This is a genomic window from Sphingobium sp. BYY-5 (genome assembly GCF_022758885.1).
GTDB lineage: Bacteria > Pseudomonadota > Alphaproteobacteria > Sphingomonadales > Sphingomonadaceae > Sphingobium.
The window spans coordinates 2,417,518-2,438,047 of the sequence record NZ_JALEBH010000001.1 but is presented as its reverse complement, the minus strand read 5'-3'; the positions used below and the strand labels follow the sequence as shown (position 1 = coordinate 2,438,047).

The window sequence follows — 20,530 nt, the reverse complement described above, 5'->3', positions numbered from 1 at the left end:
CTTGTGAGAATATCGGACGCTTCTCCTTGGCGAGGGCGTCCGATATTCGTTTCAGGCGGTCAGGGAATCAACACCGTTGCTCCAGTCGTTTGCCGTGCCTCCAGTGCGCGATGTGCATCGGCTGCATCGGCCAGGGCAAAGCGCTGTCCGATCTGTGCTTTCACCACGCCGCGCTGCATCCGGTCGAACAATCGTCCGGCCGTATGCGCCAGTTCCTCGGATGTGGCGACATAGTCATACATGGTCGGGCGGGTGACATAGAGCGATCCGCCGCGGCTTAGATCCAGTAGATTGACGGGCGGCACCGCGCCTGAAGCGTTGCCGTAGCTCACCATCAGCCCGCGCCGCTTGAGGCTGGCGAGCGAGGCGCTCCAACTGTCCTTGCCGACGCCGTCATAGACGACATCCACGCCTTTGCCGCCGGTCAGTTCGCGCACCGTGCCGGCAAGATCGTCGAAGGAGCCGTGCAGGCTGTGCTCGGCCTGGACCGTCGCCGCTTTCTCCGCCGATCCGCTATGCGCGATGACGATGACATCCTTGTCGCGCAGCCAGGGGACAAGGATCGAACCAACGCCGCCCGCCGCCGCATGGACCAGCGCGACCTGTCCCGGCTGTAGGGCGATGCTGTCCTCGGCCAGATAGCAGGCGGTCATGCCTTTGAGCATCATCGCCGCCGCATCTTCGCTTGATATGCCGTCCGGAATTCGGACCACCCGATCGGCGGCAAGGATTCTATGCGTCGCATAGGCGCCAAGCCCGCCGGCGGCGCCAACCCGGTCGCCGATCGCAAAGCCGGTCACGCCAGCGCCCACCGCCGCAACCCGGCCCGCACCTTCCGAACCCAGCGGAGTGGGGAGGGGGGCGGGATAAAGACCGGTGCGATAATAGGTATCGATGAAGTTGAGGCCGATCACATCCTGCTCGATCAGCAATTCGCCTTCACCCGGCGTGCCCGGATCGAAATCCTCGCGCGCAATCACGTCCGGCCCGCCATGGCTGCGGGCGACCATCCGCCATGCGCCGCTCATGCGAGATGCTCCGCAAAGAAATCGGCGGTGCGCTGGTCCGCGTGCTGCGCGGCATCTTCCACCCGGCGATTGCCCATCTCGGCGGCAAAACCATGGTCCAGCCCCTCATAATCATGCAGGGTCACATGGCGATTATCCTTCAGCCCTTCGTGCATCTTCTGCTGGACCTCGGCGGGGACGAAACCGTCACGGGTGGGGATATGCAGCATGGCCGGCTTGCCGATCGCATGTTGTTCGCCCAGCAACCCGTCAATGCCCACGCCATAATAGACGACAAAGGCGTCGCCGTCGGTGCGGCAGGCCGACATGAAGACCAGGCGTCCGCCCAGGCAATAGCCGACGACCCCGACTTTGCCTTTACCGCCCAGTGCGGCGCGCGCGGCCTTGATCGTCGCTTCGATGTCGCGAATGCCCCGATCTTGATTAAACTTCTGCATATGGCCGATCGCTAGCTGGAAATCGTCCGGCACATCGGCGTCCAGTTCGACATGCGGCTTTTCGCGCCAGAACAGGTCCGGCGCATAAGCGAGATAGCCGGCCTTGGCCCAACTGTCGCATTTGCGGCGGATGCCTTCATTCACCCCGAAAATCTCCTGGATGACGATTATCGCTGCCATGGCTTCGCCCTCTGGCTGGGCGACATAGGCGTCGAATTGCGCGTCGCCTTCCAATGTGGTGATGGGGGTAAAGCTACCCATGCCGATATCCTTTCCGCTCTGAGAATAGGGCGCATATTGGCTGATCCGGACGGGCGCGCAACCACCTGCAACGTTTAAAAATTTGCCTTGATACGATGACTTGCGGCATGACGGCGCGACGCGATCCAACGGCCATCAGGGAAGGGCAGGACATGAAAGTAACCGTCGACGTGGATTGCACGCCTGCCGAGGCCCGCGCCTTTCTGGGCCTGCCGGATGTCACGCCCATCCATGACAAATATATCAAAACGATGCTCGACAGCTTTGACGGTGTGGGCAGTACCGAACAGATGGAAACTTTGTTCAAGAGCTTTTCACCGCTGGGCGACGCGGGGATGCGCCTGTTTCAGCAGATGATGAATGTCGGCCTGTCGGGCCTGTCCGGTGGCCCGGCCAAGGATGAGAAGAAATAAGGTTCGTGCCCCATAGTCAGGACGACACTATTTTCGCTTTGTCGAGCGGTGCGCCGCCGGCCGGAATCGCCGTCATCCGGATAAGCGGCCGGCAGGCCCGCACCGCGCTGGAAGCGTTGGCGCGGCGCGTGCCGCCGCCCCGCATGGCGAGCCTCGCCTTGCTGAAAGACCTGCGCGATGGCTCGCCGATCGACCGTGCGCTGCTGCTCTGGCTGCCGGGGCCGCATACGGTCACGGGTGAGGATATGGCGGAGCTGCATTGTCATGGCGGTCGTGCCGTGGTTGCGGCGGTGGAGGAGGTGCTGGGCGCCATGCCGGGACTCCGTCGCGCCGAAGCTGGAGAATTTACCCGCCGCGCTTTCGCCAATGGCCGCATGGACCTGAATGCGGTCGAGGGCCTGTCCGACCTGCTCTCCGCTGAAACCCAGAGCCAGCGCCGCGCCGCGCTGCTGATGGCGGAAGGTCATTTCTCCCGCCGGATCGATGGGTGGCGTCGGACCCTGCTCGATCTGTCCGCCATGGTGGAGGCGGCGCTCGACTTTTCTGACGAGGATGATGTCCCTGACGCCGCGATCGAAGCGCGCATTGGGGAGGGCATTGCCACCCTGGCGCGGGACGTCGCCGTCATCCTTGCCGCCCCATCGGCTGAGCGGCTGCGCGATGGCGTGCGCGTGGTGCTGGCCGGTCCCCCCAATGCGGGCAAGTCGACCCTGCTCAACGCGCTTGTCGGGCGCGAGGCGGCGATCGTCTCCGACATTGCGGGGACAACCCGCGATCGGATCGAGGTGCCCGCCGCAATCGGCGGCACCGCCTTTCTTTTCACCGACACCGCCGGCCTGCGCGGCGAGGCAGGAGACGCGATCGAAGCGATCGGCATCGACCGCGCTCGCGCCGCGCTGGAGGCGGCCGACATCATTCTCTGGCTCGGTGATCCGGCCCACCTGCCGCGCGCCGATGCGATCCTGATCGCGGCTCAGTGCGATCGTGCGGACAGCGATCGTCCGGGCCTGCGTCTATCCGCGCGCACCGGCGAAGGGATGGAGGCTTTGGTTGATGCCTTGCAGACGCGCGCCGCCGGCTTGCTGCCGGGCGAGGGCGATTATGCGTTGCATGTCCGACAGCGACAGCGAGTCGGACAGCTTCGCGATCATCTGGTCGCTGCCGCCGCGGTGACTGATATGCTGGTCGCGGCGGAGGAATTGCGCCTTGCCCGCGCCGCTATCGATGTCCTTACGGGCCGGGCCGGTACGGAAGATATGCTCGACCGCCTCTTCTCGGGATTTTGCATCGGCAAATGATCCATGTTCCACGTGGAACGCTTTTGACCGCGACCGCCCAAATCTGATAAGGGCGCCTTCATGCGAACAAGCTATGATGTGATCGTGGTCGGTGGCGGCCACGCCGGCTGCGAAGCGGCTGCTGCGGCGGCGCGCAAAGGCGCGTCGGTGGCGCTGCTCACCTTCGACCGGCAGACGGTTGGCGCCATGTCCTGCAACCCAGCGATCGGTGGCCTGGGCAAAGGGCATCTGGTCCGTGAGGTCGATGCCCTTGATGGGCTGATCGCGCGCGCTGCGGATGCGGCGGCCATCCACTATCGAATGCTGAATAGCAGCAAGGGCGCCGCCGTTCAGGGGCCGCGTATCCAGGCAGACCGCAAGCGGTATCGCGCCGCTATCCATGACTTGCTGGATGCGCAGCCCGGCCTTGCCATTGTCGAAGGCGAAGCCGCCGCGCTCCTTCTTGACAGGGAGGTGATCGCCGGGATTGCTTTGGCCGATGGCGGCACCCTGAGCGCCGCCGCGATCGTGCTGGCGACCGGTACTTTCCTTGGTGGCAGACTTTTCCGCGGCGACGAGCGCGAGACCGGCGGCCGCATCGGTGAGCGTGCGGCGACCAGGCTCGGCATCCAGCTTCGGGAACTCGGCCTGCCGATCGCGCGGCTCAAGACCGGCACGCCGCCGCGTCTCGACGGTCGCACTATCGACTGGGCACGGCTTGAAACCCAGCCTTCGGACGAGGAAGGCTGGACGATGTCTCCGCTCACCGCCGGCCGTATTCTGCCGCAGCTTGCCTGCGCCATCACTCGCACCAATGATCGCACGCATCAGATCATCCGCGACGGTCTCGGCCGGTCGCCTTTGTTCAGCGGTGCGATCGAGGGCAGGGGGCCGCGTTACTGTCCATCGATCGAGGACAAGGTGCTGCGCTTCGGCGACCGCGACGGGCATCAGATATTTCTCGAACCCGAAGGGCTGGACGATCCGCTCGTTTATCCCAACGGCATCAGCACCTCGCTGCCGACCGATGTGCAGATAGAGATGGTGCGGTCCATGCTCGGCCTGGAGCAGGTCGAGATCGCCGTCCCTGGCTATGCGGTCGAATATGACCATGTCGATCCGCGTGCGCTCGATGCCTCGCTGGAAGTGCGGACGGTCCCCGGCCTTTTTTGCGCCGGCCAGATCAACGGCACCACCGGCTATGAGGAGGCCGCCGCCCAGGGCCTAGTCGCCGGTGTCAACGCCGCTGCGCGTGCGCGTGGCGAAGCGCCGATGATCCTCGATCGCGCCAGTTCCTATATCGGCGTGATGATCGACGATCTGGTGTTGCAAGGCGTGACCGAGCCCTATCGGATGCTCACCGCCCGTGCCGAATATCGACTCCGCCTGCGCGCGGACAATGCCGAGACGCGGCTTGGTTCGATCGGCATCACCCACGGCATCATCGGGGAAGCGCGCGCTGCACGACTGTCCGGCCGGGCGGAGTTGCGAGGCAGGATCGAAGCGGAATTGGCCCGCCCCATGACTGCGAGCGAAATGGCGCGTGCTGGCGCTGTGGTGCGACAGGATGGCGCGCGGCGAAGCCTGTTCGATTGGGCGCGTTTCCCCGAAGTGGACAAGGCGCTGCTGCTCGATCTCGTGCCGACGCTGCGCGATGCGCCCGCCGATCTACGCGACGAGATATTGGAGGACGCCCATTATGCGCCCTATCTCCAGCGGCAGGATAGCGAGATTGCCGAACTGCGCCGGAATGAGCGTGTCTGCATCCCGGCCGATTTCGACTATCGCACCATCGGCGGTCTATCGACCGAGATGATCGAGCGGCTCGATGCCGCCCGTCCGAATACGCTTGCCGCCGCCGGGCGAATCCGGGGCATCACCCCTGCCGCGCTTGCCGCCATTTTGGTCCATGTCCGTCGGGAGGCCGCGTGAGCGAAGAGGAAGCCCGCGCCTGGTTGCAGGCGCAGTTCGATGTTCCATGTGAAACATGGGATCGGCTGGAGCGCTATGTCGCCATCCTCCTGTCCGCCATGGACGAGCAGAATCTGATCGCCGAATCGACGCGCCCGCATGTCTGGACGCGGCATATCGTCGATTCCGCCCAACTGCTCATCCACAGCCATGGGGCGGGGGATGGAGAGTGGATCGATCTTGGCTCTGGCGCTGGTCTGCCCGGCATCGTTCTCGCCTGCCTGTCCGACCGGCCGATGCTGATGGTCGAGTCTCGCCGCAAGCGGATCGATTTTCTGAATGGCCTCATCAACGAGCTGGGTCTGGCCCACGCCCGCGTTTTCGGCGGCCGCGTCGAAGTCGTTCCGCCGACCAGGGCCGCCGTCATCAGCGCGCGCGCTTATGCGCCTTTGCCCAAATTATTCGCCTCCGCGCTGCATCTGTCCGAAAAAAGCAGCCTCTGGGTGCTGCCAAAGGGACGAAATGCGCAAATTGAACTGGAGGCGGCGCGCCCGGCATGGCAAGGTGTGTTCCACGTGGAACCGAGCGTGACCGATGCCGATAGCGCCATCATCGTCGCGACTGGCCTCGCACCCGTTGGCAAGAAGAAAGGTCGCCCATGATCCGCATCGCCATCGCCAACCAGAAGGGGGGAGTGGGCAAGACCACGACCGCGATCAACCTGGCGACCGGCCTGGCCGCCACGGGTCTTCGGGTGCTGCTGGTCGATCTCGATCCGCAGGGCAACGCATCCACCGGCCTGGGTGTCGGGCAGGGGGAGCGGGCCCAATCCAGCTATGATCTGCTGGTCGGCAACTGCGCGCTGGACGATGCGATCGTCACCACGCGCGTTCCCAAGCTCGACCTCGTCCCCGCGACGCAGGATCTGTCCGGCGCGGAGATCGAACTGATCGACTATGAGGAGCGCACCCATCGTCTGGAGCGCGTTCTTTCCGAAGCGCAGCCTGGCCGCTGGGACATCTGCCTGATCGACTGCCCGCCTTCGCTGGGGCTGCTGACCATCAATGCCATGGTTGGCTCTCAATATCTTCTCGTGCCGCTCCAGTGCGAATTTTTCGCGTTGGAAGGTCTGTCGCAATTGCTCCAGACGGTCGAGCGCATCCGGGGCCGCTTCAATCCCGGCCTGTCGATCATGGGCGTGGCGCTGACCATGTACGACCGCCGTAACCGCCTGACCGATCAGGTTGCCGACGATGTGCGAGCCTGCCTGGGTGATCTCGTTTTCTCGACGGTGATTCCCCGTAATGTGCGCCTGTCCGAAGCACCCAGCCATGGCGTGCCCGCTCTTATCTACGATTTCCGATGCTCTGGGTCGGAGGCTTATATGCAGCTTGCGCGCGAATTGATCGGGCGGCTGCCGCGACAGGAGGTTGCCGCTTGAGCGACGAAATGACCGACAAGCCGAAGATCGCCAGGCGCCCCCAAGGTCTCGGACGGGGCCTTTCCGCCTTGCTGGGCGACGTCTCCCGTGAGGAGCCTGTTGCGCAGGCCGCCACGCCCGCTGCCAACGGCAAGGCGATACAGAGCATCGAGGTCGCGCTTATCCATCCGCATCCCGAACAGCCGCGCCGCCATTTCGATGAAGGCGCGCTGCAGGAGTTGGCCGACAGCATCGCCAAGCGTGGCGTGATCCAGCCGATCATCGTTCGCCCCCATGGCGGGGGTTTCCAGATTATCGCCGGTGAACGCCGTTGGCGCGCGGCGCAGCGCGCGCATCTCCATCGCATTCCCGCCATCGTTCGGGATTTCGACGAGCAGGAAACGCTGGAGATCGCGCTGATCGAGAATATCCAGCGCGAGGATCTAAACCCGATCGAAGAGGCGGAAGCCTATCGCAAGCTGATCGCCGAATTTCATCACAGCCAGGAAGCGCTTGGGCGTATCGTCGGCAAATCGCGCAGTCATGTGGCCAACCTGATGCGTCTGCTTGAGCTGCCTCAAACGGTGCAGCAACAGGTGATGTACAACAGGATCAGCATGGGTCACGCCCGTGCGCTGATCGGCGCGCCCGACTGCGAGCGTTTGGCGCAACAGGTTGAGGAAAAAGGGCTTTCGGTCCGTGATACCGAGCAGTTGGTGCGCAAGGTCAAGACCGGCGTCGAAGCACCGGCTGCCCGCCGCAGTGGCGGCGGCGCAAGTGATAAAGATCCGGACATCGCCGCGCTGGAACAGCAACTGGCTGATATATTGGGGCTGAAGGTTGATATCGACCATGACAGCGCTTCGACCGGTGGCATATTGTCGCTGCGCTACTCCAATCTCGACCAGCTCGACATGATCTGTCAGCGTCTTTCCGGGGAACGAATCTAGTCTGGATGGCGTCAGACTGATCCGTCATCGCCTCATCCCACGCCGTCTCATCTATCACCAATAGATGGATGTGGGCGACGGGCGATCTTATGCCTGCTTTCAAAGCCCACTGGTCTTTTGCCCGGCCGCTCCCTAGGTTGCGGACATGGCCGATATGCTCTCCACCACCGCCGCCGCTCCCACCATTATCCGTCGCGTCGATTATCGCGCGCCTGACTGGCTGGTCCCTGATATTGCGCTCGACTTCGATCTCGATCCCGCGCTGACCAGGATACATGCGACCCTTTCCGTCACGCGCAACGGCGATCATGACCGGCCGTTGCGGCTGGACGGGGATGGCCTGGTTCCGCTGGAAGTGAAGGTCGATGGTCGTCTTCTGGACCAAGGGGAATGGCATCTGGAGGCTGGCGCACTCATCGTCGCGCTGCCCGGCCGAGCGCATAGCGTCGAGACGCTGGTGGAATTGGCGCCGGAGAGCAACAGCAAGCTGATGGGTCTCTACGCGAGTGGCGGCCTGCTCTGCACGCAATGCGAGGCGGAAGGCTTCCGCCGCATCACCTTCTTCCCGGACCGGCCGGATGTCCTGTCGCGCTACAATGTGCATATGGTGGCGGACAGGGCGCGCTTTCCCGTGCTGCTCGCCAATGGCGATCCGATCGAGCAGGGCGACCTTGAGGGCGGCCGTCACTGGGCGCGCTGGAAGGACCCCTTTCCCAAGCCCTGCTATCTCTTTGCTCTGGTTGCCGGCGATCTCGCCTGCAATGCCGACCGCTTCGTGACGATGAGCGGGCGGGAGGTGCAACTCGGCATCTGGGTCAAGGAAGCCGATTTGCCGCGCACTGCGCACGCGATGAAGGCGCTCAAGGATAGCATGGCCTGGGATGAGCGCGTCTATGGCCGCGAATATGATCTCGACGTGTTCAATATCGTCGCGGTCGCCGACTTCAACTTCGGGGCGATGGAGAATAAGGGCCTCAACATCTTCAATTCGCGCTATATTCTTGCCGATCCGGAGACCGCGACCGACATCGATTATGATGGGGTCGAAGGCGTGGTGGCGCATGAATATTTCCACAACTGGTCGGGCAACCGCGTCACCTGTCGCGACTGGTTCCAGCTTTCGCTCAAGGAAGGCTTCACCGTCTTCCGCGATCAGAGTTTCTCCGCCGACATGGGCAGCCATGCGGTCAAGCGGATCGAGGATGTCCGTATCCTGCGCGCGGCCCAGTTCCAGGAGGATAGCGGGCCGCTGGCGCATCCGATCCGACCCGAATCCTATATGGAAATCAGTAACTTCTACACTGCCACCATCTATAATAAGGGCGCGGAGGTTATCCGCATGATGGCGCTGATGATGGGAGCGGAACGCTTCCGTGCCGGCACCGACCTCTATTTCGACCGGCATGACGGCGCAGCGGTGACGTGCGAGGATTTTGTTCTCGCCATGGAGGAGGGCGGGCGCATCGACCTTACCCAGTTCCGCCGCTGGTATGAGCAGGCCGGGACGCCGCATGTCCGGGCGCTGCTGACCCATGATCCCGCGAGTCAGAGCGTGGAATTGACCCTGGAGCAGGTCGTTCCGGCAACGCCCGGCCAGCCCGACAAGCAGCCCATGGCGATTCCGTTGCGCATGGCTCTGTTCGATTCTGCCACGGCCAAGCACCATGGCGACGAGCTGCTGATGCTGACCGAGCCGAAGCAGAGCTTCGTCTTCACCGGATTCGCCAGTGCGCCGGTCCTGTCGATCAACCGCGGCTTTTCCGCGCCGGTGATCGTCGAGACGAACCGCAGTCAGGACGACCTCGCCTTCCTGTCGGCGCATGATGACGATCCCTTCGCCCGCTATGAGGCGATGCAGCAACTCATGGTCAATGTGCTGATCGGGCATATCGGCGGGCAGAATGTGGATGATGGCAGCGTGATCGAAGCGATCCGCAACGCGCTGACCGATCCGGCGCTTGATCCGGCTTTCGTCGCCGAAACGATCCGTCTGCCGAGCGAAGCCTATCTGGGCGACCAGATGCAGATCGTTGATCCCGACGCGATCCACGCCGCGCGCGATGCTCTGCAGCAAAAGATCGGTACGGCGCTGGAGCCGCTTTGGCGTGATGTACATGCGAAGACCAAGGCGAACGGTTTCTCGCTGTCGTCAGCCGCCAAGGGCGCGCGCAAGCTGCGCAATGCCGCCCTCCATTATCTGGTGGCGTTGGGTGCCGAGGATGGTCCCGCCATCGCTTTCGCCCAGTTCAGCGAGGCCGACAATATGACGGAGCGGCAGGCGGCGCTCGGCACGCTGGCGAACGGCACCAGCGCCGAACGGGTGGCGGCGCTCGACATCTTCTACAACCGCTATGCGGCCGATGCCCTGACGCTCGACAAATGGTTCCAGACCCAGGCCTTTGCCCTGCATCCGGAGACAGTCGACCAGGTCGAGGAACTGGGCAAGCATAAGGACTTCACCCTGAACAACCCGAACCGCGTGCGTTCGCTCTATGGCGCCTTCGCGGGCAACCAATGGGCGTTCCATCACAAGTCCGGCAAGGGATATCGGCTGGTCGCCGATTGCATTATTGCACTCGACAAACTGAACCCGCAGACGGCCGCGCGCCTGGTGCCGCCGCTCGGTCGCTGGAAACGCTTCGATGAAGGGCGCGCCGGGTTGATGCGCGCCGAATTGCAGCGCATCCTGGCGGAGCCGGACCTGTCCAAGGATGTCACCGAACAGGCGAGCAAGAGCCTGGATTAACGGATTTAGGAGTTAGTCCTTCACCGTTGCGACCCAGGCCGCGACATCCGCCGCAACCTTGTTCGCCGCTGCATTGAGCGGTGTACCGACCGAGGTCGCCTGGATTTTGCCGTGCACTGGCGCACTGGCGGTGAAGCGCTGCCGGGCCAGCGCCACACCGGCCGCCGTGGTCAGCACCGCATCATAGGTGACGATCGCGCTATGGCCGGGTTCATCGACGGTGAAGTCGACCAGCTCGCCCGATAGGCGCTGCCCGCCATCGCCCGAAAACTGCCCGGCATCGAGCACCACCCGGTCGGTGGTCGCAGAGATGGTCTCGGCCAGTAGCTGGCGGAACAGGTGGCGCGGCGTGTCGGCCCACTGCACCTTGGTCACATAAGCGACCGATGTCGGCGCCGTCTGCACCGGCACGCGGACCGTATCCAGCATCTTGGGTGCTTCGGGGTCGGTGACGACCAGGGTGCGCCCCGATCCGGCGACGCGTCCGGCGCCTGCGGGCACCTTCTGCGCCGCATCGAGCGTCAGCAATTGCGTCGGCGGTTTCGCGCCGAAGGACACGCAGCCCGACAGCAGGAAGGCGGCGGCGAGCGCGACCATCGCGCTGCGGGGGTTCGCGTGGATCATGATCCGCTTCTCTCTCATCATGGCTTATAATCCGGCAGCGGGGGCGATCCGACCAGCGATCCCGCGCCCTGCTGGTCGAGCTTCTCGGCGACGCCGCGGAAGGAGCGCGACATTTCCCGCAGTTCGCGGACCAACTGGTTCACTTCCGGCATGGTCTGGGAACTGAAGGCGTGGACGCCCGGCTGGGCCTCGCCGATCGTCTTGTCGAGCGTGTCGATGCTGCGCGTGGCCGACTGCACGCTCTTGCGCAGGTCAGCCAGTAGCGGACGGCCCTCATCGTTCAGTAGCGAGTCTGTGGTGGCGGCGAGCTTGCCGATCTGGTCGGCGGCGACGCCGGTGCGCTGCACCGCGATTCGCGCCTCCGCCAGGGTGGCGGCGATTTCGGGGCTGCGGTCGGCCAGTGCGCCCGATACCCGCTCCACATTGGCAAGGATGCCTGCGATCGACTGCTGATTCTTATCGTTGAGCAGTTCCGTCAGCCGTTCCGTCAGGGTCGACAGCCGTTCCAGCAGTTGTGGCGCATTGTTGAGTAGTTCACCCAGCGCTCCCGGCTTGGTTGGGATAACCGGCACGCCATCTGGGCAGGCCGACGCCGGATTATCCTTTGGACAGACGATCGGTGGCGCGCCCTTGACCGCGCCGTCCAGCACGATCTCGCTGACGCCGGTGAAGCCGACGCCGGAGATGGTCGCGGTCGTACCCTGCAACACCGGTGTCCCTGTCTTGACGGAAATGCGTACTTTCACGAAGCTTGGATCGCGATCCCACAATTCGATCTTCTCGACCTGGCCCGACGGCACGCCCGAATAGTTGACGCTCGACCCCTTGGCGAGGCCGTTGACCGATTGCTTGAAGAAGACGTCATATTCTTTGTTGTCGCCCTGCGACAGGCGTGAGAACCAGAAAGCGGCGATCATGACGGTGGCGAGAAGCAACAGTGTGACCGTACCTACCAGCACATGATTGGAGCGGGTTTCCATAGATTATCGCCTTCCGTCCGGCGACGCGGACGCCGCCTTGTTCTTTTCGCGCTTGACCGCCGCCGTCGCGGCGCGGCCGCGCGGGCCGTTGAAATATTCCTGGATCCAGGGGTGATCGAGCGCCAGCAGCTCCTCGATCGTGCCGACCGCGATTACCCTCCTGTCCGCCAGCACCGCAACCCTGTCGCAGATCGAATAGAGTGTATCGAGATCATGGGTAATGAGGAAGACGGTGAGGCCCAGCGTCTGTTGCAGCTTGCGTGTCTGGTCGTCGAACGCCGCCGCGCCGATCGGGTCGAGGCCCGCCGTCGGTTCGTCCAGGAACAGCAGGTCCGGGTCCAGCGCCAGCGCGCGGGCCAGCCCCGCGCGCTTCTTCATGCCGCCTGACAATTCGGACGGATATTTGGGGCCGGCGTCGGTCGGCAGGCCGGTCAGGCGAATCTTGTAGGCGGCGATCTCGTCACGCAATTGCGGCCCGATATTTGGATAATATTCGCGGATCGGCACTTCGACATTCTCGGCCACCGTCAGCGTCGAGAAGAGCGCCCCGCCCTGGAACAGCACGCCCCAGCGCTTGCGGATCGCCAGCGCGTCGTCATCCAGCCGCCCGATCATGGTTTCGCCGAAGACGCAGATTTCGCCCTCGTCCGGGGTCTGAAGCCCGATGATCGAACGCATCAGCACCGACTTGCCGGTGCCCGATCCACCGACCACGCCCAATATCTCGCCCTTGCGCACGTCAAGGTCGAGATTTTCGTGGACGATCTGGTCGCCGAAACTGTTCTTGAGATTGCGCACCTTGATGGCGATGGCGGCGGTTTCGACCGCTTCCTCGATGCGGAGTTCCTCGGCCTGCTGGATCCGTTCCTCGTTCATCAGTTCCAGCCCACCCAGGTAAAGAAGACCGCGAAGAAGGCGTCGATCACGATGACCAGGAAGATCGCCTGGACCACGGCGGCGGTGGTACGTGTGCCGACCTCTTCAGCGTTGGCCTTGACCTGCATTCCCTGGAAACAGCCCGACAGCGCGATGATGACGCCGAAGACCGGGGCCTTGATAAGTCCGACCCACAGGTCGGTGATCGGCACCACCTCGCGCAGCCGCTGGACAAAGGTGATCGGGGGAATATCCAGCGAGACGGCGCACAGGAAGCCACCGCCGATGATCGCGACGATGGAGGCGTAGAAGCCGAGCAGCGGCATCATCACCACGACGGCCAGCGTGCGGGGCAGGACGAGCGATTCCATCGGCGACACGCCGATGGTGCGCATCGCGTCGATTTCCTCGGTCAGCTTCATCGTGCCCAGTTGCGCGGCGAAGGCGGAACCGGATCGACCCGCCACCATGATCGCGGTCATCAACACGCCCAGTTCGCGGAAGGTCAGCCGGCCGACCAGATTGATCGTCAACATCTCCATGCCGAACTGGCGCAACTGCACCGACCCCTGCTGAGCGATGACGATGCCGATCAGGAAGCTCATCAGGCCGATGATGCCGAGCGCGGAAACGCCCACCACCTCGAATCGCTGGATAACGGCGTTCCACCGGAAACGGCTGGGATGCCGGATCACGCTCCAGCTCGCCACCAATGTGGCGCCGAAAAAGCCGAGCAGGCCGAACAGGGTGGCCCCCGCATTGGTCACAGCCTCGCCGATCTCTCCCACCACGCGCCGCCAGGGCGCGATATGTTCGGGATGGATCGCCACCGGTTCGTCCAGATTGCCCACGGCCTCGATCAGGCGCAGGACTTCATCATGCGCCCCGGTGATTGCCGCGCCAAGGCGCTTGGCGGTGCGATGCACCGTCCAGGCGCCGATCGTATCGATATGATCGATGTCGGCCAGGTCGATCGCGCTGACCGGCCCCTGCAAGCCGTCCAGGCGGGCGGGCAGGTCATGAAGGCACGCTATGGCAAGGTTTCCCGAAAGCCGTATAACCGTGCCGCCATTGCGCGTTTCTTCGGAAAGGTCGGCGGCTTTGTTCATCAAGGGGGTTTAGTGGTCCATTATCGGTTGCACGGCAAGCTGAAACGGCCCATCCGCTGGCCAGAACGACGGGCAAGGGCAAAAGTTTCGGAAACGGCATGACGCACAGGCTGGCCATCTATGACATGGACCGCACGGTGACCTTCAGCGGCACCTATACGGGCTTCCTGATTCATGTGGCGCGGCGAATCGCGCCGTGGCGGCTGCTGCTTTTCCCCTGCGTCATCCTGTTGATGCTGGCCTATATATTGAAGCTGATAACGCGCCAGCGGCTCAAGGAACTGAACCAGACGCTGATGATCGGCCATAATGTCGAGCGGGCAAAGCTGATGCCGCATATTGAAAGCTATGCGGACAAGGTGATGGCGACCAATTTGCGGCAGGATGCGGTGGCGCAGATAAGGCGCGACCGGGCGGATGGCTACAGGTTGGTGCTCGCTACAGCATCCTACCGACTGTACGTCGAATCGATCGCGCGACGGCTGGGCTTCGACGCGGTGATCGCGACCGACCATCTTTCTCAGGATCTGCGCTATGTTCGCGCGAAGATCGCTGGTGAGAATTGCTATGACACCGGCAAGCTGCGGATGATCAAGGCATGGATGGCGGCCGAAGCGATCGACCGGTCCCAGGCGCATATCCGGGCCTATTCCGACCATGTGTCGGATGCGCCGATGCTGGAATTCGCCGATATCGCCTTCGCGGCCAACCCGCACAAGCCGCTGGCGAAGCTGGCGGCGGAACGCGGCTGGACGCGGGTCGACTGGAATTAGGGCCGATCGACATTCACGGTTTCAGACGCTTCCTACGCCGTCATGCCGGACCCTTCGGCAGGCTCAGGACAGGCTTGATCCGGCATCCAGAGTCGCAGGTGCCGCCCTTTGTGGCCCTGGATGCCGGATCAAGTCCGGCATGACGTTGAAAATGAGGCCAAGGCTTCTGCTTTATCCTGAATGTCGATCCGCCCTAGATCACGGGAGCGGGCAGAGGCTCGCCCGCGAAATGGGCGGCGAGATTCGCCTTGAGCATCTGCACCATCTGGCTCACCGCCTCATGAGTCGCGCCGCCGGTATGCGGGGTCAGAACGACATTGGGCACGTCGATCCAGCGCGCAGGATCGGTCGGTTCGGGATCGAACACGTCGAGCGCCGCGCCGCCCAGCCGCCCGGCCTTCAGAGCATCGATCAGCGCCGCTTCGTCCACCAATTGGCCACGCGCGACATTGACCAGCATCCCGGCCGGACCGAGCGCATCGATGATGGCGGCCGAGATCATGCCGCGATTCTCTTCCTCAGCGCGGGCGGCGACCAGCAGGATGTCGCTCTCCTTCGCCAGCGCCATGAGGCTTTCCGCGCGGGGCCAGGGGAGGGCAGGCTTGTCGCGTGGTCCCCACCAGCCGATGCGCATCTTCATCGCCTGCGCGCGCTCCGCCGCCGCCATGCCGATCGTGCCCATCCCGACGATGCCCAGCCGCGCACCGCCCATCGAGCGGGTGATCGTCTTGGCCTGGGCGGTCCATAGCCCGGCGCGCAACTGACGGTCGCCTTCGACGATCCAGCGGCGATGGGCCAGCATCAGGCCGATGGCGTGATCGGCGACATCTTCGGCATTGGCGTTGCCGGCATGGGCGACGCTGATACCGCGCGACCGGACAAGGTCCAGGTCGATCCCGTCATAGCCCACGGTGAAGCAGGCGATGAGGCCGAGACGCGGCATCGCCGCGATCAGCGCGGGATCGAGCCGGAACTCCCCGGCCGTCACCAGCGTCTGCGCGCCGCCAAGATGCGCGCGCCCGTCCTCCTCCCAGAGCGGCCTGACGTTATAATCCGCCGCCAGTACGCCCAGCAGCGGCGCCAGATGCGGCTGGGCGATCAGGACGACCGGGCGCGCGTCTTTCATCCGATGGTCCTGAGCGCCTGGGCAAAGTCGGCGATCAGATCATCCGCATCCTCGCAGCCGATCGAGATGCGGACCATATTGTCGCTGATCGCCAATGCCTTCTTCCGTTCGGCCGGCACCGACAAATGGGTCATCGCCGCCGGGTGGCTGGCCAGCGTTTCGGTGCCGCCCAGGCTGACCGCCAGCTTGGCGATCTTGAGCGCGTCGAGGAAAGCGAAGGCCTCCGCCTCACCGCCCTTCAAGTAGAGCGAGAAGGTCGATCCCGCGCCGGTGCAGTGGCGGCGATAGATGTCGGCCTGCCGCTCGGTTTCGGGGAAGCCCAGATAGACGATCTTCTCCACCTGCGGCTGGTCGCGCAGCCAGGCGCAGACCTTGGCCGCATTCTCTCCCGCCCGGCTCATGCGCAACTCCAGCGTCTCCAGCGAGCGCAGCAGCATCCAGGCCGAGTGCGGGTCGAGGATGGTGCCGATCGTGTTGCGCATCAGGCGGATGCTGTTGATGACCGCATTGGAGCCCAGCACGCCGCCCGCGACCAGATCGCTATGCCCGCCCGCATATTTGGTGAGGCTGTAGATGACGATGTCCGCGCCATGCTTGATCGGACGATGCCAGAGCGGCCCCAGGAACGTATTGTCGATCGCGATCGGCGGCACATGATCGGCGCCTGCGAAGAGCGAGTCGCGCCGCGCGACCACGGCCTCCAGATCGACCAGAACATTGGTCGGATTGGCGGGACTTTCCAGATAGATGAGCGCGACTCGGCCCAGCTCCTTGGCCTTTTCGATCACCGCGCCGATTTCTTCTTCGGTCGCAGCGGCTGGAAAATCGAGCCATTGGACGCCGAAGCGGCCCAGGATGCGGCCGATCAGCGATTCGGTCGCGGCATAGAGCGGGGCGCTATGCACGATGACGTCGCCCGGCTGGACCAGAGCCAGCAAGGTGGTGGCGATCGCCGACATGCCGCTGGAAAAGAGGAGGGCATCCTCCGCTTCTTCCCACACCGACAGGCGATCCTCGCAAATCTCCTGATTGGGACCATTGAAGCGGGAATAGACAAGGCCTTCCGCGCCGCCGGGCCGGATGCCGGTGACGCCCTCGAAATGGCGCTTGCCCGCTGCCGCGCTTTCGAAGGCGAAGGTGGAGGTGAGGAAGATCGGGGGCTTCAACGAGCCTTCCGACAGGGTGGGGTCATAGCCATGGCCCATCATCAGCGTGGCGGGCTTCAGCTTGCGCCCGTCAATCTCCATGATCGGGGCCTTGGGGCGGCGGCGGTTGAGCGTCGGGTCGATGCCGTTGTGGTCGGCTTCGGTTTCGCCGGTCATGTCATTCTCCTGCTTGGCACGCGGCATCTCGTTGCGCCGCTGTCATGGGCAGGGACTGTAACGCAGGAGAGGGGAAAGGGGCCAGAGGGGGCGACATAATATTTCCTGATCCAGCACTATTATTCCGCGCCGCTGCGCCATCGCTGGTCTCTGTTCTCCGGCTTTCGCAGGAGCAAGATCGTGCCTACATCCTTGCCATGCCCGCCGCGCTCCCCCCCATCCTCGATAACTGGTTCGCATCACGCGGCTGGCGGCCGCGACGGCATCAGATGGAGATGTTGGCGGCGGCGGAGTCGGGCGACCATGCGCTGCTGGTCGCGCCCACCGGGGCGGGAAAGACGCTGGCGGGATTTCTGCCGACGCTGACCGACCTGATTCGCGAATCTGTCGAGGGGCTTCATACCCTCTACGTCTCCCCCTTGAAGGCGCTGGCCGTGGATGTCCGGCGCAACCTCCTCACCCCGATCGAGGAAATGGGTCTGTCCATCCGGGTCGAAACACGGACGGGCGATACACCATCGGACCGCAAGGCGCGCCAGCGCGCCCGGCCGCCGCAGATATTGCTCACCACGCCCGAATCACTGTCGCTGCTGCTCAGCTATCCCGACGCGATGCTGATGTTCGCGGATTTGAGGACGGTGATCGTCGATGAAGTCCACGCCTTCGCAACGCAGAAACGCGGCGACCTGCTCAACCTGTCGATGGCGCGGTTGCAGGCGATCAACCCGGCGTTGCGTCGGGTCGCGCTGTCCGCCACCGTTGCCGATGTAGATGCCTATCGCGCCTGGCTTGCGCCCGATGCGGACATTGACGCCGTGACGCCAGTCCTGGGGGAGCAGGGCGCGGACCCCAATGTGGCCATCCTGATTCCGGACGGAATCATTCCCTGGTCGGGCCATTCGGGCAAATATGCGGCGAAACAGGTGATGGCGGAGATCGAGTCGCGCCAGACGACTTTGGTCTTCTGCAATACGCGGGGGCTGGCCGAGCTGATCTTCCAGTCACTCTGGTCGGTCAATGACGCCAATCTGCCGATCGCCATCCACCATGGCAGCCTGTCGATCGAGGCGCGGCGCAAGGTCGAATCGGCGATGGCGGCGGGCAGGCTGCGCGCGCTGGTGGCGACCGCCAGCCTCGACCTGGGGGTCGACTGGGGCAATGTCGATTGCGTGATCCAGATGGGCGCACCCAAGGGCAGCTCGCGCCTGCTTCAGCGCATCGGCCGCGCCAATCATCGGCTCGATACGCCTAGCGAGGCGGTGCTGATCCCCGGCAATCGCTTCGAATATCTGGAGGCGCGCGCTGCACTGGACGCGGTCGAGGCGGGTGAGCGCGACGCCGACGATTTCCGTCCGGGCAGCCTGGACGTGCTGGCGCAGCATGTGATGGGTCTTGCCTGTGCAGGGCCTTTTCGGGCGGAGGAACTGCTGGCCGAGATACGCTCCGCCACGCCCTATAGCGCGCTGAGCGAGGAGGCATTCGCCAACATCCTCCACTTCATCGAGGGGGGCGGCTATGCGTTGCGCGCCTATGACCGGTTCAAGCGACTGACGCAGGAGGCGGACGGGACATGGCGCGTCTCCCACCCGCATTTTATCCAGCAGCACCGACTGAACGCCGGCATCATTGTCGATCAGCCCGCACTGGCGGTGCGCTTCGGTAACGGGCGCAAGCTGGGCACGGTGGAGGAGGGGTTCGCCGCCACCCTGCGGCTGGGCGACAGCTTTTTCTTTTCCGGCATGGCGCTGGAAGTGGTGCGGATGGACACCAGCGACCTGGTGGTGCGGGCGACGTCGAAGCAGGCGCGTATTCCCAGTTGGGGCGGCACCCGCATGGCCATGTCGACGCGGCTAGCAGATCGCGTACGCTCGTTTCTGGCCGAACCGGGAGAATGGCATCGCTTCCCGCAGGATGTGCGCGATTGGCTGGAGATGCAGAAATATCGCTCCGCCCTGCCGCAGCCGGGTCAGTTATTGATCGAAACCTTCCCGCATGAGGGGCGTCATTATCTGGTCTGCTACAGTTTCGAGGGCTGGAACGCGCATCAGTCGCTGGGGATGCTGCTCACCCGTCGCATGGAGAGCCAGGGATTGATGCCCCTGGGCTTCGTCTCCAACGACTATGCGCTGGCGGTTTACGGGCTGAAGCCCGTCATTGATCCCAGGAGCCTCTTTTCCGCCGATATCCTCGACCATGAATTTGTCGAATGGGTCGAGCAGTCGAGCCTGCTCAAGCGGGCCTTCCGCGATGTGGCGGTCATTTCCGGCCTGATCGAGCGGCAGCATCCGGGCAAGCGCAAGACCGGGCGGCAGGTCACTTTCTCCACCGACCTCATCTATGACGTGTTGCGCAAATATCAGCCCGACCATCTGCTGCTCCAGGCCGCCTGGGCCGATGCGCGCGCGCGGATGACCGATGTCGGGCGGCTGGGCGACCTGATTGACCGCGCCGGGGGGACGATGCTGCATATCGATCTCGACCGCGTCAGCCCGCTCGCCGTTCCCGTGCTGATTCTGATCGGACGCGAGCAGGTGGCGCAGCAGGCGGCGGAGGATGCGCTGCTGATGGAAGCCGAAGCGCTGGTGGCCGAGGCGATGCGGGTGGATTAAGGGCGGGCGGATTAAGGGCGGGCGGATTAAGGCGCGTAACCCCCGTCATCCCGCTCCCCACCGCAGCCTTTCAGCGTGCCTTCCCCGAACGCCACCTGTACTCGGTCGGACCAGATGGTGTCGCTCATGCCGTCGCTGCACGGCCCTTCGGTGAGCGTCATGGAAAACCCGTCTCCAAGATAGCGGATCGCCCGGCCATCGTCGTTGCGGCTGACAGCGAAGCGTACAGATGCCTTGTCGGGACGTTCCAGCGTTGCGACCGATCCGCGCACCGTCACGGCCCAGAAGGGTTCGGTGCCGATCGCGCGATAATCTGGCGGCGCGGCGTGGGAGGATGGTGTTTCACGTGAAACCAAAGGCTTGCTCACTTCCTTTGCAGGTGCAGGAAGTGCTGCTGCCCTGTTCGCTTCGACGCCGTTGGCTGCAACGGTGCTGATCGGGGTCCGTACGGTTTCGACAGGCGTCGTCTGGTTGGCCGCCGGTTCCACCTCTCCACCACATGCGCCGAGGAGGGCGAGGGGGACCATGAACAGCATCCGCCTCATGCGCTGAGCCTGCTCCACCATCAGCCGTTCGGACGGGTGGTCAGGCCGGTCATGCGCGATCACCGGCGTGGCGGCAGGCCGCCCTGCGTCATGTTCTTCCATCATGGCGACGGTTCTAGGCGT

General features: G+C 64.0%; 18 protein-coding genes. 9 read left to right on the top strand and 9 right to left on the bottom strand.

Going from position 1 to position 20,530, the window contains the following annotated elements:
- Positions 1-59 precede the first annotated feature (59 nt).
- Together MOK15_RS11675 and MOK15_RS11670 are read right to left on the bottom strand one after the other, a co-directional pair.
- Positions 60-1,028 carry a quinone oxidoreductase gene (locus MOK15_RS11675; RefSeq protein ID WP_242931762.1) on the bottom strand — a complete coding sequence of 323 codons (969 nt, stop codon included), beginning with the start codon at positions 1,026-1,028 and terminating at the stop codon, positions 60-62.
- Positions 1,025-1,726 carry a dienelactone hydrolase family protein gene (locus MOK15_RS11670; RefSeq protein WP_242931761.1) on the bottom strand — a complete coding sequence of 234 codons (702 nt, stop codon included), beginning with the start codon at positions 1,724-1,726 and terminating at the stop codon, positions 1,025-1,027. Before MOK15_RS11670 ends, MOK15_RS11675 begins: the two co-directional genes overlap by 4 nt.
- 152 nt (positions 1,727-1,878) lie before the next feature.
- Here MOK15_RS11670 and MOK15_RS11665 point away from each other — a divergent pair, with 152 nt between their 5' ends.
- The 7 genes from MOK15_RS11665 to pepN all read left to right on the top strand — a co-directional run bounded on the left by MOK15_RS11665 (position 1,879) and on the right by pepN (position 10,443).
- On the top strand, positions 1,879-2,139 hold the full coding sequence (locus MOK15_RS11665; RefSeq protein ID WP_242932731.1) for a DUF6489 family protein: 261 nt from the start codon (positions 1,879-1,881) through the stop codon (positions 2,137-2,139).
- Positions 2,140-2,144: 5 nt separating this feature from the next.
- A complete protein-coding gene (gene mnmE / locus MOK15_RS11660) occupies positions 2,145-3,437 on the top strand; it encodes a tRNA uridine-5-carboxymethylaminomethyl(34) synthesis GTPase MnmE (RefSeq protein WP_242931760.1) in 1,293 nt (430 codons plus the stop codon).
- A 60-nt stretch (positions 3,438-3,497) separates the two neighbouring features.
- Entirely contained in the window at positions 3,498-5,348 is a 1,851-nt protein-coding gene (gene mnmG / locus MOK15_RS11655; protein ID WP_242931759.1) for a tRNA uridine-5-carboxymethylaminomethyl(34) synthesis enzyme MnmG, read from the top strand.
- Positions 5,345-5,989, top strand: coding sequence for a 16S rRNA (guanine(527)-N(7))-methyltransferase RsmG (gene rsmG, locus MOK15_RS11650; RefSeq protein WP_242931758.1), 645 nt, complete (start codon positions 5,345-5,347; stop codon positions 5,987-5,989). Before mnmG ends, rsmG begins: the two co-directional genes overlap by 4 nt.
- A complete protein-coding gene (locus MOK15_RS11645) occupies positions 5,986-6,768 on the top strand; it encodes a ParA family protein (RefSeq protein ID WP_242931757.1) in 783 nt (260 codons plus the stop codon). Before rsmG ends, MOK15_RS11645 begins: the two co-directional genes overlap by 4 nt.
- Positions 6,765-7,697: a ParB/RepB/Spo0J family partition protein gene (locus tag MOK15_RS11640; RefSeq protein ID WP_242931756.1), complete on the top strand. Its 933-nt coding sequence runs from the start codon at positions 6,765-6,767 to the stop codon at positions 7,695-7,697. The genes MOK15_RS11645 and MOK15_RS11640 overlap by 4 nt, the downstream gene beginning before the upstream one ends.
- Positions 7,698-7,842: 145 nt before the next feature.
- Positions 7,843-10,443 (top strand): aminopeptidase N, encoded by a 2,601-nt coding sequence (gene pepN, locus MOK15_RS11635; protein WP_242931755.1) that lies wholly within the window; start codon positions 7,843-7,845, stop codon positions 10,441-10,443.
- A 12-nt stretch (positions 10,444-10,455) separates the two neighbouring features.
- Here the strand turns inward: pepN and MOK15_RS11630 are convergent, their stop codons facing one another.
- Genes MOK15_RS11630 through MOK15_RS11615 form a run of 4 tightly spaced genes read right to left on the bottom strand, consistent with a single transcriptional unit; the run spans position 10,456 to position 14,032 of the window.
- Positions 10,456-11,067 (bottom strand): ABC-type transport auxiliary lipoprotein family protein, encoded by a 612-nt coding sequence (locus tag MOK15_RS11630; RefSeq protein ID WP_242932730.1) that lies wholly within the window; start codon positions 11,065-11,067, stop codon positions 10,456-10,458.
- Positions 11,068-11,084: 17 nt separating this feature from the next.
- Entirely contained in the window at positions 11,085-12,047 is a 963-nt protein-coding gene (locus tag MOK15_RS11625) for an MlaD family protein (protein WP_242931754.1), read from the bottom strand.
- Positions 12,048-12,050: 3 nt separating this feature from the next.
- Positions 12,051-12,923, bottom strand: coding sequence for an ABC transporter ATP-binding protein (locus MOK15_RS11620; protein WP_242931753.1), 873 nt, complete (start codon positions 12,921-12,923; stop codon positions 12,051-12,053).
- A complete protein-coding gene (locus tag MOK15_RS11615; RefSeq protein WP_242931752.1) occupies positions 12,923-14,032 on the bottom strand; it encodes an MlaE family lipid ABC transporter permease subunit in 1,110 nt (369 codons plus the stop codon). The genes MOK15_RS11620 and MOK15_RS11615 overlap by 1 nt, the downstream gene beginning before the upstream one ends.
- Before the next feature lie 98 nt (positions 14,033-14,130).
- Here MOK15_RS11615 and MOK15_RS11610 point away from each other — a divergent pair, with 98 nt between their 5' ends.
- On the top strand, positions 14,131-14,805 hold the full coding sequence (locus MOK15_RS11610) for an HAD-IB family hydrolase (RefSeq protein WP_242931751.1): 675 nt from the start codon (positions 14,131-14,133) through the stop codon (positions 14,803-14,805).
- Positions 14,806-14,998: 193 nt separating this feature from the next.
- On the opposite strand, the gene MOK15_RS11605 is transcribed toward MOK15_RS11610, so the two are convergent.
- Together MOK15_RS11605 and MOK15_RS11600 are read right to left on the bottom strand one after the other, a co-directional pair.
- Entirely contained in the window at positions 14,999-15,931 is a 933-nt protein-coding gene (locus MOK15_RS11605; protein ID WP_242931750.1) for a 2-hydroxyacid dehydrogenase, read from the bottom strand.
- Positions 15,928-17,253, bottom strand: a complete 1,326-nt coding sequence (locus tag MOK15_RS11600) for a cystathionine gamma-synthase family protein (RefSeq protein ID WP_242931749.1) — start codon at positions 17,251-17,253, stop codon at positions 15,928-15,930. The genes MOK15_RS11605 and MOK15_RS11600 overlap by 4 nt, the downstream gene beginning before the upstream one ends.
- 197 nt (positions 17,254-17,450) lie before the next feature.
- On the opposite strand from MOK15_RS11600, the gene MOK15_RS11595 reads away from it, so the two are divergent.
- Positions 17,451-19,862 carry a ligase-associated DNA damage response DEXH box helicase gene (locus MOK15_RS11595; RefSeq protein ID WP_242931748.1) on the top strand — a complete coding sequence of 804 codons (2,412 nt, stop codon included), beginning with the start codon at positions 17,451-17,453 and terminating at the stop codon, positions 19,860-19,862.
- Positions 19,863-19,888: 26 nt separating this feature from the next.
- On the opposite strand, the gene MOK15_RS11590 is transcribed toward MOK15_RS11595, so the two are convergent.
- Positions 19,889-20,389 (bottom strand): membrane-like protein, encoded by a 501-nt coding sequence (locus MOK15_RS11590; RefSeq protein ID WP_242932729.1) that lies wholly within the window; start codon positions 20,387-20,389, stop codon positions 19,889-19,891.
- Positions 20,390-20,530: the final 141 nt, after the last annotated feature.